Origin of the sequence: Pedobacter sp. GR22-6 (assembly GCF_037402555.1) — a bacterium.
In the GTDB taxonomy this organism is placed as follows: domain Bacteria; phylum Bacteroidota; class Bacteroidia; order Sphingobacteriales; family Sphingobacteriaceae; genus Pedobacter.
Window position 1 is genome coordinate 326,246 of sequence record NZ_JBBEUC010000003.1, and the last position, 24,565, is coordinate 350,810.

23 protein-coding genes are annotated in these 24,565 nt (G+C 43.2%); 19 read left to right on the forward strand and 4 right to left on the reverse strand.

Going from position 1 to position 24,565, the window contains the following annotated elements; genetic code table 11:
- The first annotated feature begins 36 nt into the window (after positions 1–36).
- The 6 genes from WAE59_RS15250 (at position 37) to porN (ending at position 6,619) form a co-directional block, all read left to right on the forward strand.
- Positions 37–1,017 (forward strand): DUF4271 domain-containing protein, encoded by a 981-nt coding sequence (locus WAE59_RS15250; protein ID WP_337856845.1) that lies wholly within the window; start codon positions 37–39, stop codon positions 1,015–1,017.
- A 16-nt stretch (positions 1,018–1,033) separates the two neighbouring features.
- Positions 1,034–1,804: a uroporphyrinogen-III synthase gene (locus WAE59_RS15255; protein WP_337856846.1), complete on the forward strand. Its 771-nt coding sequence runs from the start codon at positions 1,034–1,036 to the stop codon at positions 1,802–1,804.
- 117 nt (positions 1,805–1,921) lie between these two features.
- The gene (porK, locus tag WAE59_RS15260; RefSeq protein ID WP_337856847.1) at positions 1,922–3,289 is read left to right on the forward strand and encodes a type IX secretion system lipoprotein PorK/GldK; all 1,368 of its coding nucleotides are present in this window, start codon (positions 1,922–1,924) and stop codon (positions 3,287–3,289) included.
- Positions 3,290–3,331: 42 nt separating this feature from the next.
- Complete coding sequence (porL, locus tag WAE59_RS15265; protein WP_337856848.1) at positions 3,332–4,144, forward strand: type IX secretion system motor protein PorL/GldL; 813 nt, start codon at positions 3,332–3,334, stop codon at positions 4,142–4,144.
- A gap of 47 nt (positions 4,145–4,191) precedes the next feature.
- Positions 4,192–5,730: a type IX secretion system motor protein PorM/GldM gene (porM, locus tag WAE59_RS15270; protein ID WP_337856849.1), complete on the forward strand. Its 1,539-nt coding sequence runs from the start codon at positions 4,192–4,194 to the stop codon at positions 5,728–5,730.
- Between the two features lie 7 nt (positions 5,731–5,737).
- Positions 5,738–6,619, forward strand: a complete 882-nt coding sequence (porN, locus tag WAE59_RS15275) for a type IX secretion system ring protein PorN/GldN (protein WP_337856850.1) — start codon at positions 5,738–5,740, stop codon at positions 6,617–6,619.
- A 100-nt stretch (positions 6,620–6,719) separates the two neighbouring features.
- On the opposite strand, the gene uvrC is transcribed toward porN, so the two are convergent.
- The 3 genes from uvrC to porW are packed head-to-tail and all read right to left on the reverse strand — an operon-like array spanning position 6,720 to position 13,569.
- Complete coding sequence (gene uvrC, locus WAE59_RS15280) at positions 6,720–8,516, reverse strand: excinuclease ABC subunit UvrC (protein ID WP_337856851.1); 1,797 nt, start codon at positions 8,514–8,516, stop codon at positions 6,720–6,722.
- An 18-nt stretch (positions 8,517–8,534) separates the two neighbouring features.
- On the reverse strand, positions 8,535–10,757 hold the full coding sequence (locus WAE59_RS15285) for a penicillin-binding protein 1A (RefSeq protein WP_337856852.1): 2,223 nt from the start codon (positions 10,755–10,757) through the stop codon (positions 8,535–8,537).
- A gap of 1 nt (position 10,758) precedes the next feature.
- Entirely contained in the window at positions 10,759–13,569 is a 2,811-nt protein-coding gene (gene porW, locus WAE59_RS15290; protein ID WP_337856853.1) for a type IX secretion system periplasmic lipoprotein PorW/SprE, read from the reverse strand.
- Positions 13,570–13,637: 68 nt separating this feature from the next.
- On the opposite strand from porW, the gene WAE59_RS15295 reads away from it, so the two are divergent.
- The 10 genes from WAE59_RS15295 (at position 13,638) to WAE59_RS15340 (ending at position 20,723) form a co-directional block, all read left to right on the forward strand.
- Positions 13,638–13,862 (forward strand): AtpZ/AtpI family protein, encoded by a 225-nt coding sequence (locus WAE59_RS15295; protein WP_337856854.1) that lies wholly within the window; start codon positions 13,638–13,640, stop codon positions 13,860–13,862.
- Between the two features lie 45 nt (positions 13,863–13,907).
- Positions 13,908–14,294, forward strand: coding sequence for a hypothetical protein (locus tag WAE59_RS15300; protein WP_337856855.1), 387 nt, complete (start codon positions 13,908–13,910; stop codon positions 14,292–14,294).
- A gap of 17 nt (positions 14,295–14,311) precedes the next feature.
- Complete coding sequence (gene atpB / locus WAE59_RS15305; protein WP_337856856.1) at positions 14,312–15,436, forward strand: F0F1 ATP synthase subunit A; 1,125 nt, start codon at positions 14,312–14,314, stop codon at positions 15,434–15,436.
- Between the two features lie 41 nt (positions 15,437–15,477).
- Complete coding sequence (gene atpE / locus WAE59_RS15310) at positions 15,478–15,693, forward strand: ATP synthase F0 subunit C (RefSeq protein WP_121269539.1); 216 nt, start codon at positions 15,478–15,480, stop codon at positions 15,691–15,693.
- Positions 15,694–15,781: 88 nt separating this feature from the next.
- Positions 15,782–16,276 carry a F0F1 ATP synthase subunit B gene (locus WAE59_RS15315; protein ID WP_337856857.1) on the forward strand — a complete coding sequence of 165 codons (495 nt, stop codon included), beginning with the start codon at positions 15,782–15,784 and terminating at the stop codon, positions 16,274–16,276.
- Positions 16,277–16,308: 32 nt separating this feature from the next.
- Positions 16,309–16,857, forward strand: coding sequence for an ATP synthase F1 subunit delta (atpH, locus tag WAE59_RS15320; RefSeq protein ID WP_337856858.1), 549 nt, complete (start codon positions 16,309–16,311; stop codon positions 16,855–16,857).
- A gap of 59 nt (positions 16,858–16,916) precedes the next feature.
- Positions 16,917–18,491, forward strand: coding sequence for a F0F1 ATP synthase subunit alpha (gene atpA / locus WAE59_RS15325; RefSeq protein WP_337856859.1), 1,575 nt, complete (start codon positions 16,917–16,919; stop codon positions 18,489–18,491).
- 35 nt (positions 18,492–18,526) lie between these two features.
- Positions 18,527–19,420 carry an ATP synthase F1 subunit gamma gene (gene atpG / locus WAE59_RS15330; RefSeq protein WP_337856860.1) on the forward strand — a complete coding sequence of 298 codons (894 nt, stop codon included), beginning with the start codon at positions 18,527–18,529 and terminating at the stop codon, positions 19,418–19,420.
- A 70-nt stretch (positions 19,421–19,490) separates the two neighbouring features.
- Positions 19,491–19,706 (forward strand): hypothetical protein, encoded by a 216-nt coding sequence (locus tag WAE59_RS15335; protein ID WP_337856861.1) that lies wholly within the window; start codon positions 19,491–19,493, stop codon positions 19,704–19,706.
- 165 nt (positions 19,707–19,871) lie between these two features.
- Positions 19,872–20,723, forward strand: coding sequence for a DUF4349 domain-containing protein (locus WAE59_RS15340; RefSeq protein ID WP_337856862.1), 852 nt, complete (start codon positions 19,872–19,874; stop codon positions 20,721–20,723).
- Positions 20,724–20,772: 49 nt separating this feature from the next.
- Here the strand turns inward: WAE59_RS15340 and ruvC are convergent, their stop codons facing one another.
- The gene (gene ruvC / locus WAE59_RS15345; protein WP_337856863.1) at positions 20,773–21,336 is read right to left on the reverse strand and encodes a crossover junction endodeoxyribonuclease RuvC; all 564 of its coding nucleotides are present in this window, start codon (positions 21,334–21,336) and stop codon (positions 20,773–20,775) included.
- 42 nt (positions 21,337–21,378) lie between these two features.
- Here ruvC and WAE59_RS15350 point away from each other — a divergent pair, with 42 nt between their 5' ends.
- From WAE59_RS15350 to WAE59_RS15360, 3 genes are read left to right on the forward strand one after another with little or no spacing between them, the layout of a single operon-like run.
- Entirely contained in the window at positions 21,379–22,356 is a 978-nt protein-coding gene (locus WAE59_RS15350; protein ID WP_337856864.1) for a hypothetical protein, read from the forward strand.
- Positions 22,334–23,470, forward strand: coding sequence for a glycosyltransferase family 2 protein (locus tag WAE59_RS15355; protein ID WP_337856865.1), 1,137 nt, complete (start codon positions 22,334–22,336; stop codon positions 23,468–23,470). The genes WAE59_RS15350 and WAE59_RS15355 overlap by 23 nt, the downstream gene beginning before the upstream one ends.
- On the forward strand, positions 23,446–24,558 hold the full coding sequence (locus tag WAE59_RS15360) for an ABC transporter permease (protein WP_337856866.1): 1,113 nt from the start codon (positions 23,446–23,448) through the stop codon (positions 24,556–24,558). Before WAE59_RS15355 ends, WAE59_RS15360 begins: the two co-directional genes overlap by 25 nt.
- Positions 24,559–24,565 lie beyond the last annotated feature (7 nt).

A 24,565-nucleotide genomic window follows, 5' to 3' on the forward strand; every position in this document is an offset into this window, starting at 1 on the left:
TAGCGGATATCAGCTATAAACCGTAAGTTTGCAGCAATGTGTTTCAAAAGGATAATTCTGGCCATCTCCTTGTTATTTGCCCTGATATCTGATCAGGCAGTTGCGCAGTTGAGCCCGTTTTCAGCTGACACAACTGTGGCGGCAAAGCCTTTTCAACGTCGGTTTGTAAGGGATTCTGCATTTTTGGCGCGACAAAAAATTGTGACAGATTCCATCATGAAGGCCACCTGGCTTTTTCCGGATTCGCTGGTAGACAGGGGAATGATCATCGATAGTATATTGAAAGCCAATACGGTAGGGCGCTCTAACCTGATGCTGCGGTACAAAGATTTTGCAAAGGTTCCGGTCAGTAAATACCGCCTGGGCAAGTTGGTGCCAAAGGGTGAACTCTGGGTTTTGGGAGTGATCGGGCTGCTCCTTGTCCTTTTCGCGGTACTAAAGGTTTCATTTACCAAACAACTGCAGACCATCGTCCAGTCATTTTTTAGCAATAGGGTGTTGAACAACCTCAATAAAGAAGACAACCTCTTTACCTCCTGGCCTTTTTTGCTCTTATTTGTGCAGTTTGGCTTTACAGTCGGAATATTCTTTTACCTCGTCTCGCAGTTCTATCACATCGCCTTCGCCGGTAGTGGTTTTCAGTTTTATCTGAGCGTTTCGGTGTTGATTGTCGTGTTGTATATTCTGAAGATTGTGATTCTACGGGTTCTCGGATACCTTTTTAATGTTCAAAAACCGGTAAGTGAGTATGTGACCATATTATATTTAAGTTATTTTAATCTATCCTTATTGTTTATTCCGTTGGTGATCGCTTTTGCCTTATCTCCCTTAAAATACGGACCTTACTACATTGCAATCTCCCTGATCATTTTGGTGATGGTATTTGTATTTCAGTTTATTAGGGCAGGGGTTAATATTTTATCTCATCATCGATTTTCAAAAGTCTATTTGTTTTTGTACTTTTGTGCCCTCGAAATTTGCCCCATATTAATATTAATCAAGGCCATAGGGTTATAACGCTGTAATTTGTAACATGCAAGAAAAGATAGAAGATAGGTTGCGTAAGGTAAAAAGTATACTAGTAACATTACCAAAGCCAGAAACGGAAAAATCTCCTTATTTTGATTTGGCGAAAAAGTACAATTTGAAAATTGACTTCAGGTCATTTATTCATGTTGAAGGAGTTCCTGCCAGAGATTTCCGGAAGGATAAAATCAACTTAGCAGACTTTACTGCTGTCGTATTTACCAGCAGAAATGCGGTAGATCATTTCTTCAGGATTTGTGAAGAGATGAGGTATGAAGTGCCCGCTGACCTGAAATATTTCTGTATTTCAGAATCTACAGCGCTTTACCTGCAGAAGTACATCCAATACAGAAAACGTAAGATCTTTTTTGGCAAGCAGACCGCGGCTGATCTGGCAGAGGTACTGAAGAAACATGCAGGAGAAAAATTCCTGTACCCATGTTCTGATGTAGCTACAGAGGATACGATGAGCTTTTTGCAGAAGAATGGCTACGATTTCAAATCTGCGGTATTGTTCCGTACGGTAGTGTCTGATCTTTCTGATCTGGCTGAGGTTTTCTATGATGTAATTGCCTTTTTTAGTCCTTCGAGTATCCAGTCTCTTTTCACGAATTTTCCGGAGTTCAAGCAGAACAATACGCGGATTGCGGCTTTCGGGGTAAACACGCATAAAGCGGTAAAAGATGCCGGATTGATCGTAGACATTGCAGCGCCTTCTCCGGAAGCTCCTTCAATGATCATGGCGATAGAAAATTACATTAAGAAGTCTAATAAATAGCTTTCTTTGTCCTGGGAATAAATTTGTTCATTTTGTTCAGCGGTATATTTTTGTGATTAATAATTGTTTATATCAATCAAAATTGATAAAATTGTTACAAAATTGCTCGACTGTCTTATGAAGAACATATATCTATTCTTTTTTCTTATTGTTGCAATGCTTTCCACTGGCTGCGGCCGGGGCGGGCAAGGGGAACTTACGGGGGTGTACAACAAGAAATTCAGGAACAATCGGGTACCTTTAGGTATGGTTTATATCCCACCAGGAAGGACGCTGATCGGCGTTTCTGATGAAGATATTAACAATTCACAGAGCTCACCGAGCAAAATGACCTCTTTTAGTGCCTTTTTCATGGACCAGACGGAGATCACGAATGCGGAATACAGACAGTTTGTAAATTGGGTTCGTGATTCTGTGGCAGTAACGATGTTAGGCCCTTCCGGAGCTCCAGCTTTCTTTAAGCCAGCCCCTCAGGGTGCTCAGGGAGCTGCTTCTTTAGGTGTTTCCAGGAATATCGATTGGAGAAAAGTGGGGGACGGGTCTTTATTGTGGAGCAATAAGAGTGGTGGATTGGGCTCCAAGCTCTCCGATATGTACTATAGCGGTGCAGACGCGATCCCAGGAAGAAATGAGATTGATGTGAGGAGACTCAAATATGCTTATAGCTATGTAAGTACGGACCTTGCTGCTGCCGGCAGAAGGGATTCTTCCAAAAGAAGACAGGATTTTATTGTCACTTATACGGATGTTCCTGATCTGAGTAATCCGAATCAGCATCCATCTATCGCGGTATATCCGGATACTATGGTTTGGAAAGTAGATTATTCTTACTCCCAGAATGACCCAATGGTAAAAACTTATTTTAATCACCCTTCCTATGATGACTATCCGGTGGTGGGAGTCAACTGGGAACAGGCATCTGCTTTTTGTGTTTGGCGCACCCGTTTCTATGAGTCGGTTGCTGTGGCCCGTAAACAGCCGCTCAATTCCAGACCTGAATATATGTTGCCTAGCGACGCTCAATTCGAATATGCTGCACGTGGTGGAAATGTGAAAACGAAATACCCATGGGGCGGTCCTTATGTACGCAATACGAAGGGATGTATGCAAGCCAATTTTAAAGTGGGCCGCGGAAATTATTCTGACGACGGTGGTCTGTATACGGTAAATGTGAAATCGTACTTTCCTAACGACTATGGCCTGTACAATATGGCTGGAAACGTAGCAGAATGGACAATTACTTCGTATAACCAGTCTTCAGCACCGATGTTGCTGGACTTTAATCCAAATTATACCTATACTGCCAAAACGGGGGACAGCAAGTACCTGAAACGTAAGGTGGTCAGGGGCGGTTCCTGGAAGGACATTGGTTTCTTCCTGCAAAACTCTGTAGGTACTTATGAGTACCAGGACCAGGCCAGGTCATATATCGGCTTCAGATGTGTTTCTTCATATCCTGGAACAGATATCTCGTACAAAAACTAATAGAACTTATTTATCATTCGAAAATCCTTTATTTCAGAAAACATGGCAGCAAAGAAAAAATTTGACTTTATGCACTTGGCTATTTCCTTGGGAGCCAGTGTCGTAATTTTGGGCGCATTATTCAAGATTTTACATATAGGCGGCGCCTTTGGTAACCTTGCCATAGGAATTGGTCTGGGTGTAGAGGCATTTCTTTTTGCATTAACCGGATTTATACAGCCCACAAAGGAACCTGCATGGGAGCGTGTTTATCCTGAACTGAGTGACGATTTTAACGGTGAGTTACCTAAAGCGTCTGCAAGGCCAGTTCCGGCTGCTGCACCTGCTTTTTCTTCGACTGCTGCTTTAGATAAGATGCTTGTTGATGCTAAGATCGGTCCTGAGCTGATCGAGAGCCTGGGCAATGGATTACGTACTTTCGGTGATAAGGTAGCTGCGATTTCTAATGTGGCAGATGCCTCTACAGCAACTCAGGAATTCACCAGTAAGGTGAAAACTGCTTCTGTGAGCTTTGATGGATTGAGTGGTGCTTTCGAGAAGGCAACAGCACAATTGGTAGAGATGGGCAACAGCAATGCCGGTGCTTCCGCTTATCACGATCAAGTCAATGCATTGGCGAAAAATCTTTCTGCATTGAACGCAGTATATGAACTGGAACTGCAGGATTCAAGTGCTCACCTGAAATCTATGAACAAGTTCTATCAGAACCTGTCACTGACCATGAACAACTTCAATGAATCGATGGAAGATTCCAAACAATTTAAGGATGAAGTGGGCAAACTGGCTAAGAACCTGGCTTCTTTAAATGCAATCTATGGCAACATGCTGTCTGCGATGAACCAGCCACGCGTATAATTGGAATCAATTAGTTTCATTAATTAAGCAACACAGACCTATTTAAAATGGCCGGAGGAAGAGAGACAACGAGACAGAAGATGATCAATATCATGTATTTGGTATTGTTAGCAATGCTCGCTTTAAACGTATCAGACACCATATTGAATGCTTTTAAGAATTTCAACGATAGTTTGACGAGTTCAAAAACTAACGTGAATACCAGCATCGATCAATTGTTCTCATCGTTTCAAAATACAAAGTTAAAAGATGAACCTGCCCGGGCACAACCCATCTGGGAGAAGGCAAATAAGGCCAAAGCCTATGCCGATGAACTGAACGATTATGTTCAGAAGCTGAAGGACCAGTTTAGTGTAGCCGGAAAAGGAATTGATGAGGAGACCGGCGACCTGGTAGAAAGGGCGAGTTTAGATATCGCGCAAGGCATCATGATCAATCAGAAAGAGGGGGAGAAATTGAAAGTGAAGATCAATGAGACCCGCGAAAAGCTCATCGGATTACTTGATGAAAAAGACCGTGCAGGAGTGACCTTTACCCTTGAGGCAAAGGATGCCGAGAAGAACATCAATGGCAAAAAAAAGTGGGAAGATATTAATTTTGGCGATGGAATGCCTTTGACGGCGGCCAATACGACACTGACAAAAATCCAATCGGATGTGAAAAATGCCGAAGCGGAGATTGTGAAAAAGCTTTTCGGTAACATGGATAAGGCCCTGGTAAACCTGGATCAGTTTGACGCGGTTGCTGTGGCACCCTCTTCATATGTGATTCAAGGACAGCCTTATACTGCGCAGGTGTTTTTAACTGCGAGTGATTCGAGGTCAAACCCTTCCATCACGGTGAATGGTGGTGCGTTGGCGGTTAGAGATGGTAAAGGAACTTATACAGGAAGTACAGGAAGTGTAGGTGTATTCAAATGGCGTGGGGTGATCCGCGTGAAGCAGACTGACGGAACTGTAAAAGAATATCCAACTGCGGAGCAGACTTATCAGGTGGCGAAGCCTTCCGCGACAGTATCGCCGGATAAGATGAATGTAATTTATGCTGGTGTTCCAAATCCATTCTCAGTTTCTGCCGCTGGATTTCCTTTGGAGAGCGTAAAGGCCTCTATTTCGGGAGGTTCTATCTCTGGTGGAAATGGAAAATATACAGTGAATGTAGGCGGAGGTGATGTGGGTAAAACCTTGAGCGTTACAGTTTCTGCGAGTTCAGGTGGTAAAACATTGAACTTAGGTTCACAGCAGTTTAGGGTAAAAGCATTACCTACGCCAAGAGCATACGTAAAGAATAAATCTGGCGGTAACGTGCCTTTGGAATTCCTGGAAAGTGCAGGCGCCATCGACACGCAACTGGAAGATTTTGTATTTGACGTGAAATTCAGGGTAGTCCGTTTTGCGGTTACTTTTATCAATCCTAAATCTGATCCGCTAACCCTGCAAAATAGTGGTGCAGGCTTTAGCACCCAGGTAAAAGGGGCCTTGAATTCTTTGAAACCTAATGCAACTGTTATCTTTAAAGATATTGTTTGCGAAGGACCTGATGGAAGATCTAAAGTATTGGATGGAATTTCATTTGTAGCTAAATAGACGGATTATGAAAAATATTTTAAGCCTGATCGTATTTGTTTTGCTTGGAACTGCCGCTTTTGCACAGGACAGTATTCCTGCTATAAAGGTGGATTCCCTGAAAAAGAAAAAAATCAAAACCCCTCCTAAGGACGGTTTTGTAGTACGTACCGAAATAGATAGCAATATCATGGTTCCTTATGCTGATGTAAGGGAAGAGGATGTATACTATGCGAAACGCATCTGGCGCGAGATCGACCTGAGGGATACGATCAATTCTGTGCTGAACTCCGCCGACTCTAAACTAATCGATGTGCTTTTGCAGGCAATCAAGGATGAGGAACTGACGGTTTATTCCAGTAAGGATACGACAGCAGGGAAACTTCTGGACGATAACGATTCCTTCCGGATTGCGCTGACACCCCTGGAAGCTCTGCAAAGTGCACAGGGTGTAACTGAAGGGGTAATAGATTCAGTAAGTGGAAAAATTGGAGACCCTACCTTGAGAAGATTGAGGTCAGATGAGTTCGTGAAATACAGGATTAAGGAAGATTGGATCCTCGATGTGAAGCGTTCTATTTTTGAACCCAGGATTGTAGGTATTGCACCGATGAAAATGGAAGAAGGAAACTGGAAACCAGTATTTTGGGTATACTATGATGATGCAAGACAACTATTGAGCACAAAACGTCTGGTAAACCCGGGCAATGATGCTTCGACTTTATCCCTGGACGATTTCTTTGTAAGGCGCTTGTTTTCGAGCTATGTGATCAAAGAGACTAACCCGGGCAATAAAAATATCGTAGATATGCTTGGACTAACAGATCCAAAGGACCCAAGAAAGCTATACGAATCGGAACGCATCAAGAAATCGATGTCTGATTTCGAGCAAAGTCTCTGGGAGTACTAGTTATTTAGATTATATTTTCGTCATCTCGACGATAGGAAAGATCTCTTGTTTCACGTATTCAAGAGGTCTTTTTTGTTTTTCGTAGCCCGTTAGACTGATCTTATCCGGTAAAATGCTGGAGTAGCGTCTGGACTTGTTTTTTATTCAATACAGCAGAAAGTTCAGCTTCTGTAGCTTCTTTGATCTTCTTCACCGATTTGAACTGTCTTAATAATTTGTCGGCAGTCGTTTTGCCAATGCCGGGAATTTCTTCCAGCTCAGTTTTGAGTGTGCCCTGGTCTCTTTTCTTCCGGTGGAAGGTAATCCCAAAACGGTGGGCTTCATCACGCAGTTGCTGGATGACTTTTAGCGTCTCCGATTTTTTATCCAGATAGAGTGGATAAGAATCGCCGGGATAGTACAGTTCTTCCAGTCTCTTGGCAATGCCGATCACCGTCACCCTGTTTTCTATTCCGAGCTTCTTTAAACTGGACATGGCCGAAGATAGCTGGCCTTTACCACCGTCTATGATGATCAGTTGAGGCAATGTATCCTCTTCCTCGAGCATGCGCTTATAGCGCCGGTAAACAGCCTCTTCCATGGTGGCAAAATCGTTAGGCCCTTCTACGGTTTTTACGTTGAAATGCCGGTAGTCCTTTTTGGAAGGTTTGGCATCTTTAAACACGACAATGGCCGATACCGGGTATTGGCCCTGAAAATTGGAGTTATCGAAACATTCGATGTGTTTGGGCAGCTGGGTAAGCCGCAGATCTTTTTGCATCTGGGTCAGGATCCGGTCGGTCCTGAGGTCTGGGTTCAGCTTTTCGTATTGGTTGAGTTTGTCTTTTTTGAAGAAGAGCACGTTTTTCTGCGAAAGCTCTAATAATTTTTTCTTCTCGCCCAGCTTAGGTACCGTAAATTTAAGGTTGGTATCCAGGAGGGTAATGTCAAAGGGTACGATAATTTCTTTAGAGGTACTGTGGAATTTGGTGCGGAATTCTGTAATGGCAATAGTGAGCAATTCTTCATCGGTTTCATCCAGCCGTTTTTTGATCTCTATGGTTTGTGTCTGGATGATGCTGCCGTTCATCACCTTCAGGTAGTTGACAAAGGCATAGCGCTCATCAGAAGCGATACTGACCACGTCGATATTGGTGATGGCACTATTCACGACAGTAGATTTGCTTTGGTATTTTTCCAGTACCTGGAGTTTTTTTTGGTACTGATGTGCGTACTCAAAATTCAGTTCCTCGGCAGCAGTCTTGATGACTTGCTTGACGTCACGGATGACGTTCCCTATTTTTCCGTTGAGGATGTCTTTGATCTGTTCGATGTTTTCCTCATAGTCCTGTAAGCTTTGGTAGGCCTGGCATGGACCTTTACAATTGCCGATCTGGTACTCCAGGCAAACCTTGAACTTGCCTTCCTCAATATTTTTTGGGGTAAGGGGCAGGTTGCATGTCCGCAGTGGATAAGTTTCCTTGATGAGGTCTAATATGGTGTGCATCATGCCTACTGAGGCATAAGGGCCAAAATAAGTAGAGCCATCTTTGACCATCTTTCGTGTCCAGAATACCCTTGCAAAAGGCTCTTTTTTGATGATGATCCAGGGATAGGTCTTGTCGTCCTTGAGCATGATGTTGTACCTGGGCTGATGCTTTTTGATCAGGCTGTTTTCCAGGAGCCATGCATCGATTTCGGTATCGACAATGGTGAAGGAGATTTTCCGTATCCGGGAGACCAGTACCCTGGTCTTACCGTTCATCTGATTATCTTTATTGAAGTAAGAGCCCACACGGTTACGTAGGTCTTTGGCTTTTCCGATGTAAATGAGTGTACCCTCTATGTCCCAAAACTGGTAAACACCAGGTTTGTGCGGAATATCGGCTACTGCCTTTCTATGATCAAAAGCACTCATTGAATAGGGGGTATTTGTTTAGAAGCCTAGTTTTTCGTCAAGTTCTGTCGCTTGTTCCTGTTGCTGGTAGAGGTTGCAATCGTAGGTAATGGATACCCCGCTTGCCGGAGGCACAAAATCTGCCTGCGATATCTTCAGCTTTGGATTGGCATACACTCTTTTCATAAAACCTGCAAAGATGGGTAATGCCGTCGTGGCACCATCACCCTGTGCTGTACTGGTGAAGTGAAAGGCACGGTCTTCACAGCCGGTCCACACACCAGCAACGAGTTGTGGGCTGATGCCCATAAACCAGCCGTCGGAATTGTTCTGCGTTGTTCCGGTTTTGCCACCTATCGGTGCTTTTACGCCATACCTTCCGGCCAGTCTCCAGCCTGTACCACTGGTTACTACACCTCTGAGCATCCTGGTCATGACAAAGGCGAGTTCTTCGCTCATTGCCGGAACCGGGATCGGTTTTTCTGAATGGAGTACGACCCCATTTTTATCTTCGATTCTCAGGATATATGTCGGTTTCTGGTAGACTCCTTTATTGGCAAATACGCTGTAAGCTCCTACCATGTCGTATACAGATGCATCGAAAGAACCCAGCGCGATAGAAGGGTAGGCGGGTACTTCGGAGCTGATGCCCATCTTTTTTGCGAGTGTAGCTACGGCAGTTGGGCCAACCTGTTTCATCAGGTAAGCAGCAATGTAATTTTGTGAAAGTGCGAGACCTTTCTGTAGCGTTAGGTAGCCTGGTACAGTGCCGCTGGAACGGGGTGTCCAGGGTTTACCACCCGGAACATCGATGGTTACCGGTTCGTTCAATACGGTGAAACATGGCGAATAACCATTGTCTACTGCCACAGCATAAGTGAAAGGTTTTGCGGTAGAGCCCACCTGTCGGGTACCCATTTTCACCTGATCGTATTTGAAGTGTTCGTAGTTGATGCCGCCCACCCAGGCTTTGACATAACCTGTTTGTGGATCCATGGCCATCATGGCATTTCTGAGCAACATTTTATAATATTTTACCGAATCTATAGGCTTCATCAGTGTGTCTACATTTCCCTTCCAAGTGAAGATGGTCAATCGTGTAGCTGTATTGAAGTCTTCCTTGATCTCTGCTTCAGACTTACCTTCCAGTTGCAGTGATTTATAGCGGTCAGAGCGTTTGACGCCCTGTTCGATCTGTGCTTCCTTTCCTTTAAAAGGATTTCTGCCCTTCCAGCTTTTATTAAAAGAGGCCTGGAGGATTTTCATGTATTCTTTTTGAGCTTCTTCTGCATAGGTCTGCATGTCGTAGTTCAGTGTGGTGATGATCCTCAGTCCGTCCCTGTCGAGGTCATATGGTGTACCGTCAGGTTTGGTAATGGAGCGCTCTTCGAAAATTCGTTTGATGTCGTTTTTCAATACCGCACGGAAATATGGAGCTATCCCTTCGTTTACTGTAGCTGCGCTGAATTTCAGGTTCAGCGGTTGATCTTTCTGGCGGTCATATTCGCTCTGGGTAATGAGTTCCTCTTTGAGCATAAGGCCCATAATGGTATTCCTGCGTGCAAGGGCACGGTCGGGATTGCGGGTAGGTGAGTAACGGGTTACGCCTTTCAGGATGCCTACCAGGGTAGCTGCCTGTGGAACGGTCAATCGGTCAGGGGTCGTATTGAAATAAACACGGGCAGCTGATTTGATCCCATAGGACTGATTTCCAAACTCCACCGTGTTAAGGTACATTACAATGATTTCCTCTTTGGTATAGTTTCTTTCCAATTTTACAGCGATGACCCATTCCTGGAATTTCTGCAGGATTCTTTTTGCAAAGTTTTTTTGCCTTCCTTCCTCTGAGAAAAGGTTAAGGGCAAGCTGCTGGGTGATGGTACTTCCACCCTGTTTTTTTCCGATCAAAGCGTATAAGAAGATGGTAAAAGTACGTTTGAAATCAATACCGGAATGTTCTTTAAAGCGGATGTCTTCCGTAGCGATCAGGGCATTGATCACGTTTGGGGAGATCTCCGAATAAGTGACGTTGGACCTGTTCTGTACGAAATAAGTACCCAGTATCCTTCCATCATCGGTCACGATCTCGGAAGCCTGATTGCTCTTAGGGTGTTCAATATCCCTGAAAGAAGGGAGCTCTCCAAACAATCCGAAACCAATGCAGACGATGAACAGACCGAAAATGAGCAGTCCGCCTATCAATATTTTCCAAAGGGTATAATTATACTTTCTAATGTCTTCCTGCGAAAGTGATTTCTTCATTTTAATAGTTGTTTTTATAGAACTCCATATAAGTATTCAGCAATGTCCTGTTTTTGATCAGGTCAAAATTTTCTTTGCTGATGATGAAATTCGTGTAAATGCTAACGGGGACCTTCATGATTTGCTTTAGCTGTGGGGTAATCCCCGAAGCATAAGTTTTTGCGTCTTCAAAATTAGTAAAGTTCCCTACATAAATCAGCTGATCATTGTCAAATTCTTTCAATTGGTGTTTCAGGTTCTCTTCTGCATAGTTGCCACGGTTGAACTGTCCGATGCCAAAACGCGATGAACTTAAGGTCAGAGCGGCATCTGCAACATGGATGACGTAATAATATGTCGTTGATTTTGCGTCTGTAAAAGGGGCAAAAGATTTCTTTTCGGGGACTGCCGGTTTTGGTATTTCGGGTGTTTTTTCAACTGTGTTGGGCTGAAGAGGCTTTTCTTCTGCAATTTTTTGGGGCAGTGTGGTTGTCTTGTTTACCACTATGGCCTTTGGTGTATTGGTTTGTGCAACAACAGGAATTGGGTTGCTGATCTTTGGACTGCTGATGTTATTGAAGGGCGGTTCATTTGGATCGAAATCTGGTAAAGCGATTGTTCTTTTTCTGAAATCTTCCATGTGCGCATTGATGTAGGCAATGTGTTCCTGCACTAGAGGCCGGACCAGTTGGTCATCAGGAAATTGAGTAACGATGGAATTAAAGGCCCTAAGCAGGCTGTCGACAGGACTGGTCCGGCCTATGGCTATGGCTTTCAGGTAGAAAAACTGTGGAGCCAGGTAATTGGCATTTCCCTGTGCAGTAGTCTCATTGACCTGCTGGATGACACCGCTGAAATCCTTTTTAGTGTATTGCTCAAATACGTCGTTGTATTTTTTGTTGGCATTCGCTTCCAGTTCAGATTGCTTCAGGGAGAAAGCAGGGTCCAAAAGGATCTTTGCATATGGGCTATTTGGAAATGCTGTGAGCAGGTTATTTTTATAGGTGTTGGACTTTTCCGGATCAGTTTCTTTATGGATGAGGAATAGGCTATACCATGTTGCTGCCAGGTGGCTGTTGTTGGGGAAGCGGCGAAGCAAGGTTTGGTAAACCAGGTCTGCTTCCTTTTGATCATTCAGTTCCTGGAGATAGAAGCTGGCGATTTCATAATAAGCATCGATGATCTTCTGGTTAGAGCTGTTCATCAGTTCCGGACTTAGAGGAAGGCTTTCGGTGTATTGTTTGATCAATGCATCTTTGTCTTTCGGGGCCGCAGCTACCTGATCCGGACCTGCGGGAAGGCCATTGATAGTGTTGGCCAGCTCCTGGTTGGTTTCCTGGGCCGAACTGCGGATGCTCTGGCGCCAGTTGTTTTCCAGTTTCCTGTTGCCCCAGCGTTTTTTGAAATCAGAGAAACCGAGGCTGACTGCCGTGGGGTTGCTAAAATAAAAGGAACTCTGTGCCTGAAGGCGTGGATTGTTTCCTGCGGTATAACTTGGCTGACCGGCAAAACCTGTATTGGTCTGAGCCTGGCTTTGCGTTTGCACGACAGGACTGGCCAGGGCTTCTATTTTTGCATTGCGTGCTGTCTCCGGTAGTTTGGCGATGGCCTGGAGGCTATCTTGGAGGGCAATTGTTTCATAACGGTCGGTGAGGTACTGCAAGTTGAGGCTTTTTTTCAGGATCAGTTCGTAGCCGGGATAATTTTTGGGTAAGGTATTGACCGTACTGTCGTAGTAGGCTTTTGCTTTTAGGTAATTCTTGAAATACTTGAAATTGAGGTCGGCAATCTTTAGATAAGAAAGCCCTTTTTGGTAGGCATTGACAGTACTGTTCCTGACGGATATGTGATAATATTTTTCAGCCTCTGTGTAGGCCTCATCAGCAGCATAAGTCTCTGCAATCTGAAAATAAACCTGATCATTGTAGTCAAAGTTTTTATCATCTTTCAGTAGTGCGAGGAGCTCCTTTTGTCTGTTGACCTTGGTCCCGTTCAGCAAGGCATTGATCTTGATACGACCGAGATTTGCATTGAAGTACATTTCAAAAGGTGCATTACTTTTAGCAACCTTCCTGTAGCTGGCCATTGCATTTTGAAAGTCTTTGTTTTTCTCATAGAGCTGGGCGAGAATGTAGGTCCACCTGATTTTATGCTGGCTCTGGTTGCTTGCTTTGATTGCATCTTTGAGGTAAGAAACAGCAGCCGTGTCGTTCCCGAGGTAGATGCACATCTGGGCGAGAGTCGCCAGCGGCTCTGCCCGATTTGAAGGTTTTTTGACACTGGGCAGGACATATTCGAGGGAGTCCAGGACCTGATTGGCCTCTTTAATGCGCCTGAGCTGCATGAGACTTCTGGCCTTCCAGTTCAGTGCTTCAAGAAAGCTATTGGGAGTGTTGCGGTATGCTTTGGCTGTATAGTCGAAATATTCTGCAGCATTAAAATAATTACCATTGTAAAAGTTGGCCTTTCCGAGCAGCAGGTAAGATTCGTCAAGGTAGTTGCTATAGCTTTTATCAAGAATGATCACCTGAGCCTTCTTGATAATGTCATCCATAGGTTTCAAGTTCAGGGAGACATTGGCTTCAGAGCGGTCGACTTCGGGGCCGAGGTAGACGGGGAGGACCAGATCGTAATTCTCTACATAGGTTTCAGCCAGCTCGTTTTGGTGGTTGGTCAGGATGACATTGGCATTATAGATATAATTATACCTTGCAGAGAGGTTTTGAAGGCTCCGGCTGGTGGCGTTATCTTTTTGCGAACTGCAGGAGAGGATCATGCAGCTGCATATGCTAAATAATAGTAACTTTAAATTGTTGGCAGCGTAATTGTTCATTTATACAAAAGTATTTTATTCATCTATAACTTCTTAGGAAAACCCGTATTATTTAATTGCAGCATGGCATGACTGATCCAAACGAAAACAAAAGAAATATAAGCAATTTTGCGAAATACTCTGCCATTAGCTTTCAAATGCTGGCTACGATAGGACTGTTTGCCTTCATTGGTTATAAGATCGATGAGCGGAGGGTGGGTAAAGCTCCGCTTTTTACAGCAGGTTTCAGTTTATTGGGGGTGGCAGTGGCCATGTATCAAGTTGTGAAACAGTTAAATAAAAATAAGGACTAGTCAATTAAATCGGGCTAAATCTTTACTTTTGTAAAAAAATTAAATTTGAGCACAGCCCGTTTCACCGTTTATTATGCTTTGTATAGTGCATTGATTGCAGCTATTGCTTACTTTATTCCCCTGATTTTTCCTAATGTGCAGCTCCTGACCGGCAAGTTTTGGGTTATTTATTTTTTCTTTGCGGGCATTACTTATATCGCTTATCTGGGTGCTGATTTTGGCCTGAAACGCAATCCCGAAACGGGAATTATGGCAATTATGGGAGCAATTGCAGTGAAAATGTTTTTTTCAATGGCTTTTGTGCTGATTTACAGCCTAAACAGCAAGGAAAAGGGGATGGTTTTTGTGCTAAATTTTTTTTCTTTATATTTATTGTTCTCCTTCTTTGAAATATACGCTTTGTTACGTAACTTGCGCCACCAAAATAAATAGTAAAAATCTGCGACTAAATGGATTGTAGCCACGTTTTTGAGTTTAAAGTGAAAAGGTTAATTGTTGTTTTTACGCTTTTTTTAGCGTTTTTCTCTGTTTCGTCTCCTGCTTTTGCGCAGACTGACAGTGCGGTTGTTTCTGTTGATACCTTAGTGGCGGATGCGCATGCTTCAGCTGCTGGTCATGAGGCCGCACATGGTGCTGAAAAATTTGAACCTACCAAGGTGATTATGGAGCACATTGCTGATTCACACATGTGGCATTTCTGGGGGCATGTTTCGATGCCGCTTCCGGTAATTGTATATACTCCTGCTGGTTTGGATTTCTTTTCTTCCGGTCATTTTCATCATGGTGAGCATGACTACACCGGAGCTAAGAACACTTATCGTTTGGTGAATGATAAGGTGAAGATTGTAGGTGCAGATGGTCAGGTTGATGAGGCTGCTTCTGCCCGGTTGATGGACTTCTCTATTACGAAGAATGTAGCGGCTATGTTTATTGCCATCGCAGTGATCCTGATTATCTTTATTTCTGTAGCGGGCGCTTATAAAAAACGTGTAGGTAAATCTCCAAAAGGATTACAGTCATTGATCGAGCCGATCATTGTGTTTGTAAGAGATGATATTGCGAAGCCGAATATCGGTCATGACTATGCGAAGTTTATGCCTTACCTGCTGACTACATTTTTCTTCATCTGGATCAATAACCTGTTGGGTTTGATTCCTATCTTCCCGGGAGGGGCTAACGTGACGGGTAATATTTCCCTGACCTTTGTAATGGCTTTGGGTACTTTGCTCATCGTTAATTTAAATGGAAACAAATATTACTGGAAACATATTTTCAGACCGGATGTGCCCTGGTGGTTGTATCCGATTATGATTCCTGTGGAATTGATCGGTATCATTTCTAAGCCTTTCGCTTTGATGATCCGTTTGTTTGCGAACATCACGGCAGGTCACATCATCGTATTGAGTCTGATCTCCCTAATATTTATTTTTGAAACTTTGGCTATTGCGCCTGTATCTGTTGCATTCGTATTGTTTATGGATGTATTGGAGATGCTGGTTGCGTTTTTACAGGCCTTTATTTTTACCCTGCTGACTGCACTGTTTATCGGTATGGCAGTAGAAGAACATCATTAATGAGCAACTATTTTTTACAAATTATATAAATTAAATTAGTTATGGTAGGTTCAATCGCGGCGATAGGTGCCGGTTTAGCAGTAATTGGTGCCGGTATCGGTATCGGTCAAGTTGGTGGAAAAGCAATGGAAGGTATTGCTCGTCAACCTGAGGCTGCATCAAAAATTCAGACTGCAATGATTATCGCTGCTGCCCTTATCGAGGGTGCTGCTTTATTCGGTGTGGTAGTTGCATTACTTGGAAACAATCCAGTTTAGTCAACCTGAAAATTTTAGGTCTTTGGTTCACGATTGGTGGATCAAAGACCTTAATTAAAGAACAATAAGTTTAAAAGTATTATATAAAATGGAATTAGTAACCCCCAGCATTGGATTAGTTTTTTGGACCGCATTGGCATTTATTTGCTTATTGATATTGCTTAAGAAATTTGCATGGAAACCTATCCTGGCTGCAATTCACGAGCGTGAGCAAAGTATTGATGAAGCTTTAAATAAAGCGGAACTGGCTAAAATCGAGATGACACGTCTGACTGCTCAGAACGAGGAGTTGATGAAAGAGGCACGTGAGGAACGTGACCGCATCCTGAAAGAAGCAAAGGCACTTAAAGACAGTATCGTTCATGAAGCTAAAACTCAGGCCCACACTGAGGGAGCTAAGTTGATTGAAAAGGCTAAAATTGAAATTGAGAACCAAAAGAAAGCTGCTTTAGCTGAACTGAAAAACCAGGTTTCAACTTTATCCCTTGAAATTGCAGAACGTGTTTTACGTACCCAGTTGGAAGATAAAGCCAAACAGCAGGATTTAGTTGCAAGTCTTTTAAAAGATGTTGAATTAAACTAACAGGTTTTTGTTGAGCCAGATATAAAAAGAAAATGTCAGAAAATAAAGCAGCATCGAGATACGCCAAATCACTAATAGATCTTTCTACCGAGCAAAATGCTTTGGAGCAGATCAAGGGAGATATGGTTCTTTTAGCACAGGTGATTGACGAGCATTCGGAACTGGAAGCAATTCTTAAAAATCCGATCGTTCCTTTGGATAAAAAAGCAGGGATTTTATCAGATGTTTTTGGCTCCCGGGTTCATGAAGTTACCAAAGCATTTTTAAAACTGATCGTTAGCAAAGGACGTTCGGCCATCATTTTCGGTGCGGCAAAAGCATTCATCGCACAGTACAACGCGATCAAAGGCATTGTTACTGCAGAGGTTACTTCAGCAACTGAACTGACTGAAGCGAACAGGGCTGAGATCACTGCGATAGTAAAAAAGGAGATTGGTGCCAATGAGGTCCTGATCCGTGAGAAAGTAAACACGAACTTGATCGGTGGTTTTATATTGAAAGTAGGCGACAGACAGTTTGACGCAAGTATCTCAAGCGGATTGAATAAACTTAAAAAAGAATTTGCCCAGGGTACTGTTTAGTCCGGGCTGAGCATATATAATAACATAATACTGATTTACAAAAGAAATAATATAAAATTATGGTAGAGGTAAGACCAGACGAAGTATCGGCAATTATCAGGCAACAATTGGCGGGCTTTAAATCAGAAGCAGAACTTGAAGAAGTTGGTACTGTATTGCAGGTGGGCGATGGTATTGCCCGTGTTTATGGTTTAACTAAAGTTCAATCAGGTGAGTTAGTTGAATTTGAGACTGGCTTGCAAGGAATTGTTTTGAACCTTGAAGAAGATAATGTTGGTGTGGTTCTTTTGGGCCCTTCTGACAAGATCAAAGAAGGTGATACGATCAAACGTACTAAGAAGATTGCCTCTATCAAAGTTGGTGAAGGTATGTTGGGTCGTGTGGTAAACACCCTTGGTGAGCCTATCGACGGCAAAGGACCGATTCTTGGCGAGACTTATGAGATGCCAATTGAGCGTAAAGCTCCGGGTGTAATCTATCGTCAGCCGGTAACTGAGCCTCTTCAAACTGGTATCAAAGCGATTGACGGAATGATTCCAATCGGTCGTGGCCAGCGTGAGTTGGTGATCGGTGACCGTCAAATTGGTAAGACTGCGGTTTGTATCGATACCATTATCAACCAAAAAGAATTTTATGAAGCAGGTAACCCTGTATTCTGTATCTATGTAGCTTGCGGACAAAAAGCAAGTACAGTAGCGAACATTGTACGTACTTTAGAAGAAAACGGTGCAATGCCTTATACTGTAGTTGTAGCTGCTTCGGCTGCTGAACCTGCACCGCTTCAATTCTACGCGCCATTCTCTGGTGCTGCGATAGGTGAGTTTTTCCGTGATACAGGAAGACCAGCCCTGATTGTTTATGATGATTTGTCTAAACAGGCTGTGGCTTACCGCGAGGTATCCCTGTTGTTGCGTCGTCCACCGGGCCGTGAAGCTTATCCTGGTGACGTTTTCTACCTGCACAGTCGTTTATTGGAGCGTGCTGCCAAGATCAACTCAAATGACGAGATCGCACAGGCGATGAATGATTTGCCGGAGTCACTTAAAGGAATTGTAAAAGGTGGTGGTTCATTAACTGCTCTACCTATTATCGAAACTCAGGCTGGTGACGTTTCAGCTTACATCCCTACCAACGTAATTTCGATCACTGATGGTCAGATCTTCCTGGAAAGTAACCTGTTCAACTCAGGTATCCGTCCGGCGATCAACGTAGGTATTTCGGTATCACGTGTAGGTGGTAACGCTCAGATCAAATCCATGAAGAAAGTAGCTGGTACTTTGAAATTAGATCAGGCTCAATACCGTGAATTGGAGGCTTTCTCTAAATTTGGTTCTGATTTGGATGCTGCTACGAAGTCTGTACTGGATAAAGGTGCTCGTAACGTGGAGATCCTGAAACAAGGTCAGTTCTCTCCAATGACAGTAGAAAAACAAGTTGCGATCATTTACATCGGTACTAAAAACCTGATGCGTTCGGTTCCTGTAAATAAAGTAAGAGAATTTGAAATAGAATATCTGCAACAGTTGGAACTGCGCCACCCAGATACCTTGAAAGCTTTGAAAGCTGGTAAATTCGATGACCAGATCACAGGAGTATTGGAAACTGTAGCAAAAGAACTTTCAGGTAAATACTAAATAGACATAAGTAAGGAGTACCCGATACTAGAAAAATGGCAAATTTAAAAGAAGTAAGAATCCGTATCGCATCAGTGCAATCTACTCAGCAGATCACTAAAGCCATGAAAATGGTTTCAGCTGCTAAGTTGAAGCGTGCTACCAATGCTATTGTACAATTACGTCCATATGCTACCAAGCTAAAGGAAATCTTAGGAAATCTTTCCGGAAGTCTTGAGGGTTCATCCTCTCCTTTCATCCAGGAACGCGAGCCAAATAAGGTTTTAATTGTGGCTGTTTCTTCTAACCGTGGCCTTGCCGGTGCGTTCAATATGAACGTCATCAAAGTTACCAACAACCTGATCGCTGAAAAATACAGTGAGCAGTACAAAAAAGGTAATGTAAGCATTGTAGCTATCGGTAAGAAATCGCAGGATTTTTATGAAAAACGTGGTTACCGTGTAATTGGTAACAATAATGAGGTTTATTCGGCACTTACTTTCGAGAATGTCACCAAGATCACTGAGTCGATCATGGCGGGTTTTGAAAAGGGAGAATTTGATAAAGTAGAATTGGTGTACAACAGGTTTAAAAATGCCGCGGTGCAGATCCTGACTACTGAACAATTGCTTCCTTTACCAAAGACACAGGAAACGGAACAAAAATCTTCTAAAGCGGCAGCCAGTAACATCGATTATATCCTTGAGCCAGCTCAGGAGGAGATTGTGGAGCAGCTGATCCCTAAGTCGATTAAGATCCAGTTGTACAAAGCTGTATTGGATTCACATGCTTCAGAGCACGGTGCACGTATGACTTCTATGGATAAAGCGACTGAGAACGCCGGAGATTTGCTGAAGGCCTTAAAACTTTCTTACAACCAGGCACGTCAGGCTGCAATTACCACAGAGTTGACAGAGATCGTAAGTGGAGCCGCTGCATTAAACGGATAAAATAACAAAGTAAAAACCTGCACTATTTAATAAAAATACTATTTTTGTGCAGTTAAAAAACAATAATAAGATGGAACAGACACCAAAACACAATACAGAAAGCATGAAAAGGGCTAACGAGACATCAATTTATACATTGATTACCGTTGGGGTTTTAGTCAGCATTTTAGGTGTATACTTGCGTTTTGCCGCTGATTCAACTACTTTGTCTATTGTATCATGGGTAATTTTATTTATCGGTTCTTTTATCGCCTGCAAAGGGGTATTTAAAATATTAGGCGCCTAGAAATAGCATCGCCTCGTTAAGAAGTCCCCATCGGTTTTGATACCGGTGGGGACTTTTTTTGTAACATTTATATACTGAAACCCTTCAAACTAAAAAAATCGAATTTCTGTTAGGTTACTTATTTGAATATCCAGTATTAAGAGTAAATAACTAAATATTAATGCTATGAACAAATATTTAATCTATTGTGTATTCGCAATGGTGGCTTTCGGCTGCAACAGTGAAAAAAAATATGAATCTGCGGATCTTACTACGGAGAATCTGGAAAGTACAGATACTGTACTGACAGAGAAAATCATCAAGACTGCGGATATGCGCTTTAGGGTGAAGGATGTACAGCAAACCAAGGAAAAGCTGAGTTCATCGATTAAGGCAGACGGAGGGACCCTAGCGGAATTTTCCATTCAAAGCAACATTCAGCAAACAGAGAAAGTCAGGTACTCAGCAGATTCTTTACTTGAACTTACCTCCTATAGGACTGAAGGTTATATTACGGCGAAAGTGCCCTCAGACCGACTGGATGAATTTACGAATAAGGTAGCAAAGCTTGCTGTTTTTGTCGATCAACAATCTTTGAAACTAGATGATCAGGGGATCGCCTATCTGGCGAATCAGCTAAAGAATCGAAATAGGGTGGAAGCGGTGGAGCAATTGAACAAACATGCCAATAAGAAAAGTAATAACGTAGAGACGGCTTTGGTGCTGAAAGATGATTATGTCGATAAGAAAGTAGAGAACCTGCTGATCGACAGTAAAGTAAAATACAGCACGATCACCTTAAATTTTTACCAGGACAATACAGTGAAGCGTATGGTAGTAGAGAATGACCGGCTGTCGGACTTCCGGCCAGCATTTTTCACCCGGCTATGGCTGAGCATCCAAACGGGCTGGACTATTTTTGTGGAGCTGATCCTGATCCTCGTTAACCTCTGGGTACTTTTCGTACTTGCCGCCGCCGCTTACTTTATCTACAGACAATATAAGAACAAACCTAAAGCCCTGCCTTTAAAGAGTTAATGTGCGCGCTCATTTTTCCTCTGCCGCTTGTGAAAACATGCGGCAGTTTTTATTTCAGACGCTTTTTATTGTCTTTTGCAAAGGCTTCCCAACCTGAATATGCCTTGCCTTTCCCTGTGGTACTTACTCTCTGAAAAGAATGACATACTGCAACTGCCAAACCGTCCGTCGCATCCAGAAACTCAGGTGTTTCCTTGAAGTTCAGTAACCGCTGAAGCATGGCCGCGACCTGCTCTTTAGTCGTATTGCCATTACCAGTAATAGATTGTTTGATTTTTCTTGGTGCATATTCAGCAATTGGGATGTTTCGGGAAAGCGCTGCTGCCATAGCTGTGCCCTGCGCCCGGCCTAATTTTAGCATGACCTGAATATTTTTTCCATAAAATGGCGCCTCCAAGGCCATCGCATCCGGTTTGAATTCATCCAGTAGGTTAATGGTTTTTTCGAATATGCGCTGCAGTTTCAGGAAGTGGTCATCCAGGTGATCCATCCTGACAATGCCCATCGTGATCAATTCTATTTTACTTCCTTTTTCCAGGATGACACCATACCCCATTATTGAAGTTCCGGGATCTATACCGATGATGATCCGTTCCTTTTTTTCCACCAACATAGCACAATATTAAGCATATTTGCACACAGTAAATTAAAAAGATTGACATCAACTTATAAAAAGACGGTTTCCTATTTGTTGAAGACAACCATTGTCGTGGTTGCTTTTTGGTTTATCTACCATAAGCTGAGTGCTAATGAAAACCTACGGGATTTTACGGGGCTTTTGGAAGGTATTCCAGAAACAGAGATCCTGCTGGTGATCGGCTCAGTGTGTATGCTCATGTTGCTGAACTGGGGTCTGGAAGCTCTGAAGTGGAAGCGCTTGATTGCGCAGGTCGAGAAGATTACTGTTTGGAAGGCAATAGAATCCGTGTTTTGCGGGCTGACCTGGGCGGTATTTACACCGAACAGGATTGGGGAATATGGGGGACGGGTCTTTTTTCTATCACCAAAGCGACGGATTATCGGGGTAGTGGCCATGACAGTGGGCAACATCGGGCAAATGGTGCTGACAAATGTTTTTGGCGCAATAGCGATCTGTTTCTTTATCTACCGCTTTGTGGCTATAGATTATATGCTCTTCTATGTGCTGCTGTTTCTGTCATTCGTGTTTTGTGTATTCTTTCTGGTCTTCTATTTTAATATCAAGTGGCTAAATGGCATTTTGCTGTCGATACGCTTTACCCGTAAGTATAAGAAGTTCTATAGTATATTGGGTAGGTACAGGAAGCGAGAGCTAATGAAGATTTTGTTGTTCTGTCTCGCCAGATATCTGGTCTTCAGTTCGCAATATTTTATTCTGTTTTATTGGTTGATCCCTCAGTTGCATTACCTGGATATTTTAATGATGGTCAGTATTTTATTTTTTGTTCAGTCGACACTTCCTTCTTTGGATCTGTTTGATGTGGGAATCAGGAGTCTGACGGCATCTTATTTTTTTGGATTTATCACCAATCACAGTGTAGCTGTTATTGCTTGTACGGCCAGCATATGGCTCATCAATATCATAATTCCTGCTATATTGGGTTCTTATTTTGTTTTTAAACTTAATTTCTTTGGAAGCGTTCAGCGTAGTTAGTTATATCAGTTCTTTTTTGAGCATACTGTATCTGGTAGTAGTTATTGCATTTATCAGGGGATGGCACCGGCTCCGCAATTTCGAGCGGGATGGCCGACCAGGTGTAACCAAGGTTTCCGTGATCGTTGCAGCCCGAAATGAAGAAGCCATCATTGCCGATACCTTAAATGATCTCATTGCTCAAAACTACGATAGGACACTCACAGAGCTGATCTTTATCGACGATCATTCGACGGATGGTACGGCTGAGGTGGTGCGGCGTTATGCAGATCAAGGCGTGAAGCTAATTCAGTTGAACGAAGACCGTGCATTGAATTCCTACAAGAAAAAGGCCATTCAAACCGCAATTGGGCAATCGACCGGAACATTGATCATTACTACGGACGCAGATTGTCGAATGGGACCGGATTGGTTGTCTACTATAGTCAATTGTTACGAGAGGAATGGATACAAGATGATCTCTTCGCCTGTCGCTTATTTTAAGGAGCAAAGTTTTTTTGAGCGTGCACAGGCCCTCGAATTTTTGTACCTCATTGGCCTTGGTGCTTCGACCATAGGTAACAAAAGGCCCTCTACCTGTAATGGGGCTAATCTCGCTTACGAAAAGGCTGCTTTTTACGAAGTCGGGGGATTTAAAGGAATAGATGACCTGGCTTCTGGCGACGATGAGTTGCTACTGCACAAGATGGCTGCGAAGTATGACAATCACATTGGTTTTCTGAAAAATAGCGATGCGGTAGTTTATACTTATGCTAAGCCCAGTTTGACGGAATTCCTTCAGCAACGTAAGCGCTGGGCCTCAAAAAGTACACGCTACAAAAATAAATCCATCATTGTACTGGGGGTTTGCATCTGGTTGTTTAACCTGAGTATCCTGATGAATCTTGGTATTGGTCTTTTTATGGGTTTTTATCTGAAACTGGGACTTTTACAGTTGTTGATGAAAGTTGTAGTTGAATTCTTTTTCCTTTGGGATGTAACGGGATTTGCCAGGCGGAGATCTCTGTTGTTTTTATTGCCCGTGCTGAACCTGCTCCATATCCTGTATATTGTTTATATTGGCGTTGCAGGAAATTCAGGAAAATACAATTGGAAAGGAAGGATGGTCAGGTAGTGGAAAGCAGCAACAGCCCTTCAAAAAAGATATGGATGCGCTTCAAGAAAAACAGGCTTGCCTTTGCGGGTCTGGTATTCATTCTATTGCTGATGCTGATGGGAATTTTAGGATACCTGATCGTCCCTGATCAGACGCCTTATGCAAATACAATACATTTACAATTGACCAATAAAAAGCCTGCAAGATCTTTCAAGTTTTTGATCATCAGCCGAAATCCTGCAGTAGAGAAAGTTGGTGTTCTGGAGCTTATGTTGAAGGGACAGGAACCAGATTTTAAAAGTATCCCGATCAGCTCGTACCGGGAGGAAGGGGGCAAAGTATACGCACGCGAATATATTGGCGACGATGAGCAGGCCGAAGAGCAGGTTTATCCGTTATTGGCCGACAACCAGTATAGTCAGACTTTTTGGCTGGGAACAGATGTGCAGGGCAGAGACCTGTTCAGCCGCCTTGTACTCGGCATCCGGGTATCGTTGTCGGTGGGACTGATTGCTGTACTTATTTCCCTTTTTCTAGGGATTAGCCTGGGTGCCATTGCCGGGTATTTTGGAGGTCGGACAGATGCTGGTATCAGCTGGTTTATGAATGTGGTGTGGTCATTGCCCTCACTCTTATTGGTGATTGCAATTTCCTTCGCCTTGGGTAAAGGGTTTTGGCAGATTTTCATCGCGGTAGGCCTTTCTACCTGGGTAGATGTAGCACGACTGGTGCGTGGGCAGGTAATGTCATTAAAAGAAGTAGAATTTGTGGAGGCATCAAAGGCCCTGGGATTTCCAACCTCCAGGATCATTATAAAGCATATACTTCCCAATATAGCCGGCCCGGTACTGGTGGTGGCTTCGGCCAATTTCGCTTCTGCGATCCTATTGGAGACGGGGCTCAGCTTCCTGGGTTTTGGTGCGCAGCCGCCGATGCCAAGCTGGGGTGGAATGATCAAAGAACACTATGGCTATATCGTCATGGACGCAGCTTATCTTGCATTACTACCGGGATTGGCCATTATGTTTACAGTGTATGCATTCAATTTATTGGCCATTGGTCTCAGAGATGCTTTTGATGTCAAATCCCAAAATATTTCAGTTTAATCGGACG

Excerpts from the sequence above, each read along its gene's own strand:
- WAE59_RS15315 (WP_337856857.1), top strand. The coding sequence starts at position 15,782 with ATGGAATTAGTAACCCCCAGCATTGGATTAGTTTTTTGGACCGCATTG.
- atpH (WP_337856858.1), top strand. The coding sequence starts at position 16,309 with ATGTCAGAAAATAAAGCAGCATCGAGATACGCCAAATCACTAATAGAT.
- WAE59_RS15285 (WP_337856852.1), bottom strand. The coding sequence starts at position 10,757 with ATGAAGAAATCACTTTCGCAGGAAGACATTAGAAAGTATAATTATACC.
- atpG (WP_337856860.1), top strand. The coding sequence starts at position 18,527 with ATGGCAAATTTAAAAGAAGTAAGAATCCGTATCGCATCAGTGCAATCT.
- porK (WP_337856847.1), top strand. The coding sequence starts at position 1,922 with ATGAAGAACATATATCTATTCTTTTTTCTTATTGTTGCAATGCTTTCC.
- porM (WP_337856849.1), top strand. The coding sequence starts at position 4,192 with ATGGCCGGAGGAAGAGAGACAACGAGACAGAAGATGATCAATATCATG.
- atpA (WP_337856859.1), top strand. The coding sequence starts at position 16,917 with ATGGTAGAGGTAAGACCAGACGAAGTATCGGCAATTATCAGGCAACAA.
- atpE (WP_121269539.1), top strand. The coding sequence starts at position 15,478 with ATGGTAGGTTCAATCGCGGCGATAGGTGCCGGTTTAGCAGTAATTGGT.
- porL (WP_337856848.1), top strand. The coding sequence starts at position 3,332 with ATGGCAGCAAAGAAAAAATTTGACTTTATGCACTTGGCTATTTCCTTG.
- WAE59_RS15250 (WP_337856845.1), top strand. The coding sequence starts at position 37 with ATGTGTTTCAAAAGGATAATTCTGGCCATCTCCTTGTTATTTGCCCTG.
- uvrC (WP_337856851.1), bottom strand. The coding sequence starts at position 8,516 with ATGAGTGCTTTTGATCATAGAAAGGCAGTAGCCGATATTCCGCACAAA.
- ruvC (WP_337856863.1), bottom strand. The coding sequence starts at position 21,336 with ATGTTGGTGGAAAAAAAGGAACGGATCATCATCGGTATAGATCCCGGA.
- WAE59_RS15340 (WP_337856862.1), top strand. The coding sequence starts at position 19,872 with ATGAACAAATATTTAATCTATTGTGTATTCGCAATGGTGGCTTTCGGC.
- WAE59_RS15335 (WP_337856861.1), top strand. The coding sequence starts at position 19,491 with ATGGAACAGACACCAAAACACAATACAGAAAGCATGAAAAGGGCTAAC.
- WAE59_RS15255 (WP_337856846.1), top strand. The coding sequence starts at position 1,034 with ATGCAAGAAAAGATAGAAGATAGGTTGCGTAAGGTAAAAAGTATACTA.
- WAE59_RS15295 (WP_337856854.1), top strand. The coding sequence starts at position 13,638 with ATGACTGATCCAAACGAAAACAAAAGAAATATAAGCAATTTTGCGAAA.
- porW (WP_337856853.1), bottom strand. The coding sequence starts at position 13,569 with ATGAACAATTACGCTGCCAACAATTTAAAGTTACTATTATTTAGCATA.
- atpB (WP_337856856.1), top strand. The coding sequence starts at position 14,312 with ATGGATTGTAGCCACGTTTTTGAGTTTAAAGTGAAAAGGTTAATTGTT.
- porN (WP_337856850.1), top strand. The coding sequence starts at position 5,738 with ATGAAAAATATTTTAAGCCTGATCGTATTTGTTTTGCTTGGAACTGCC.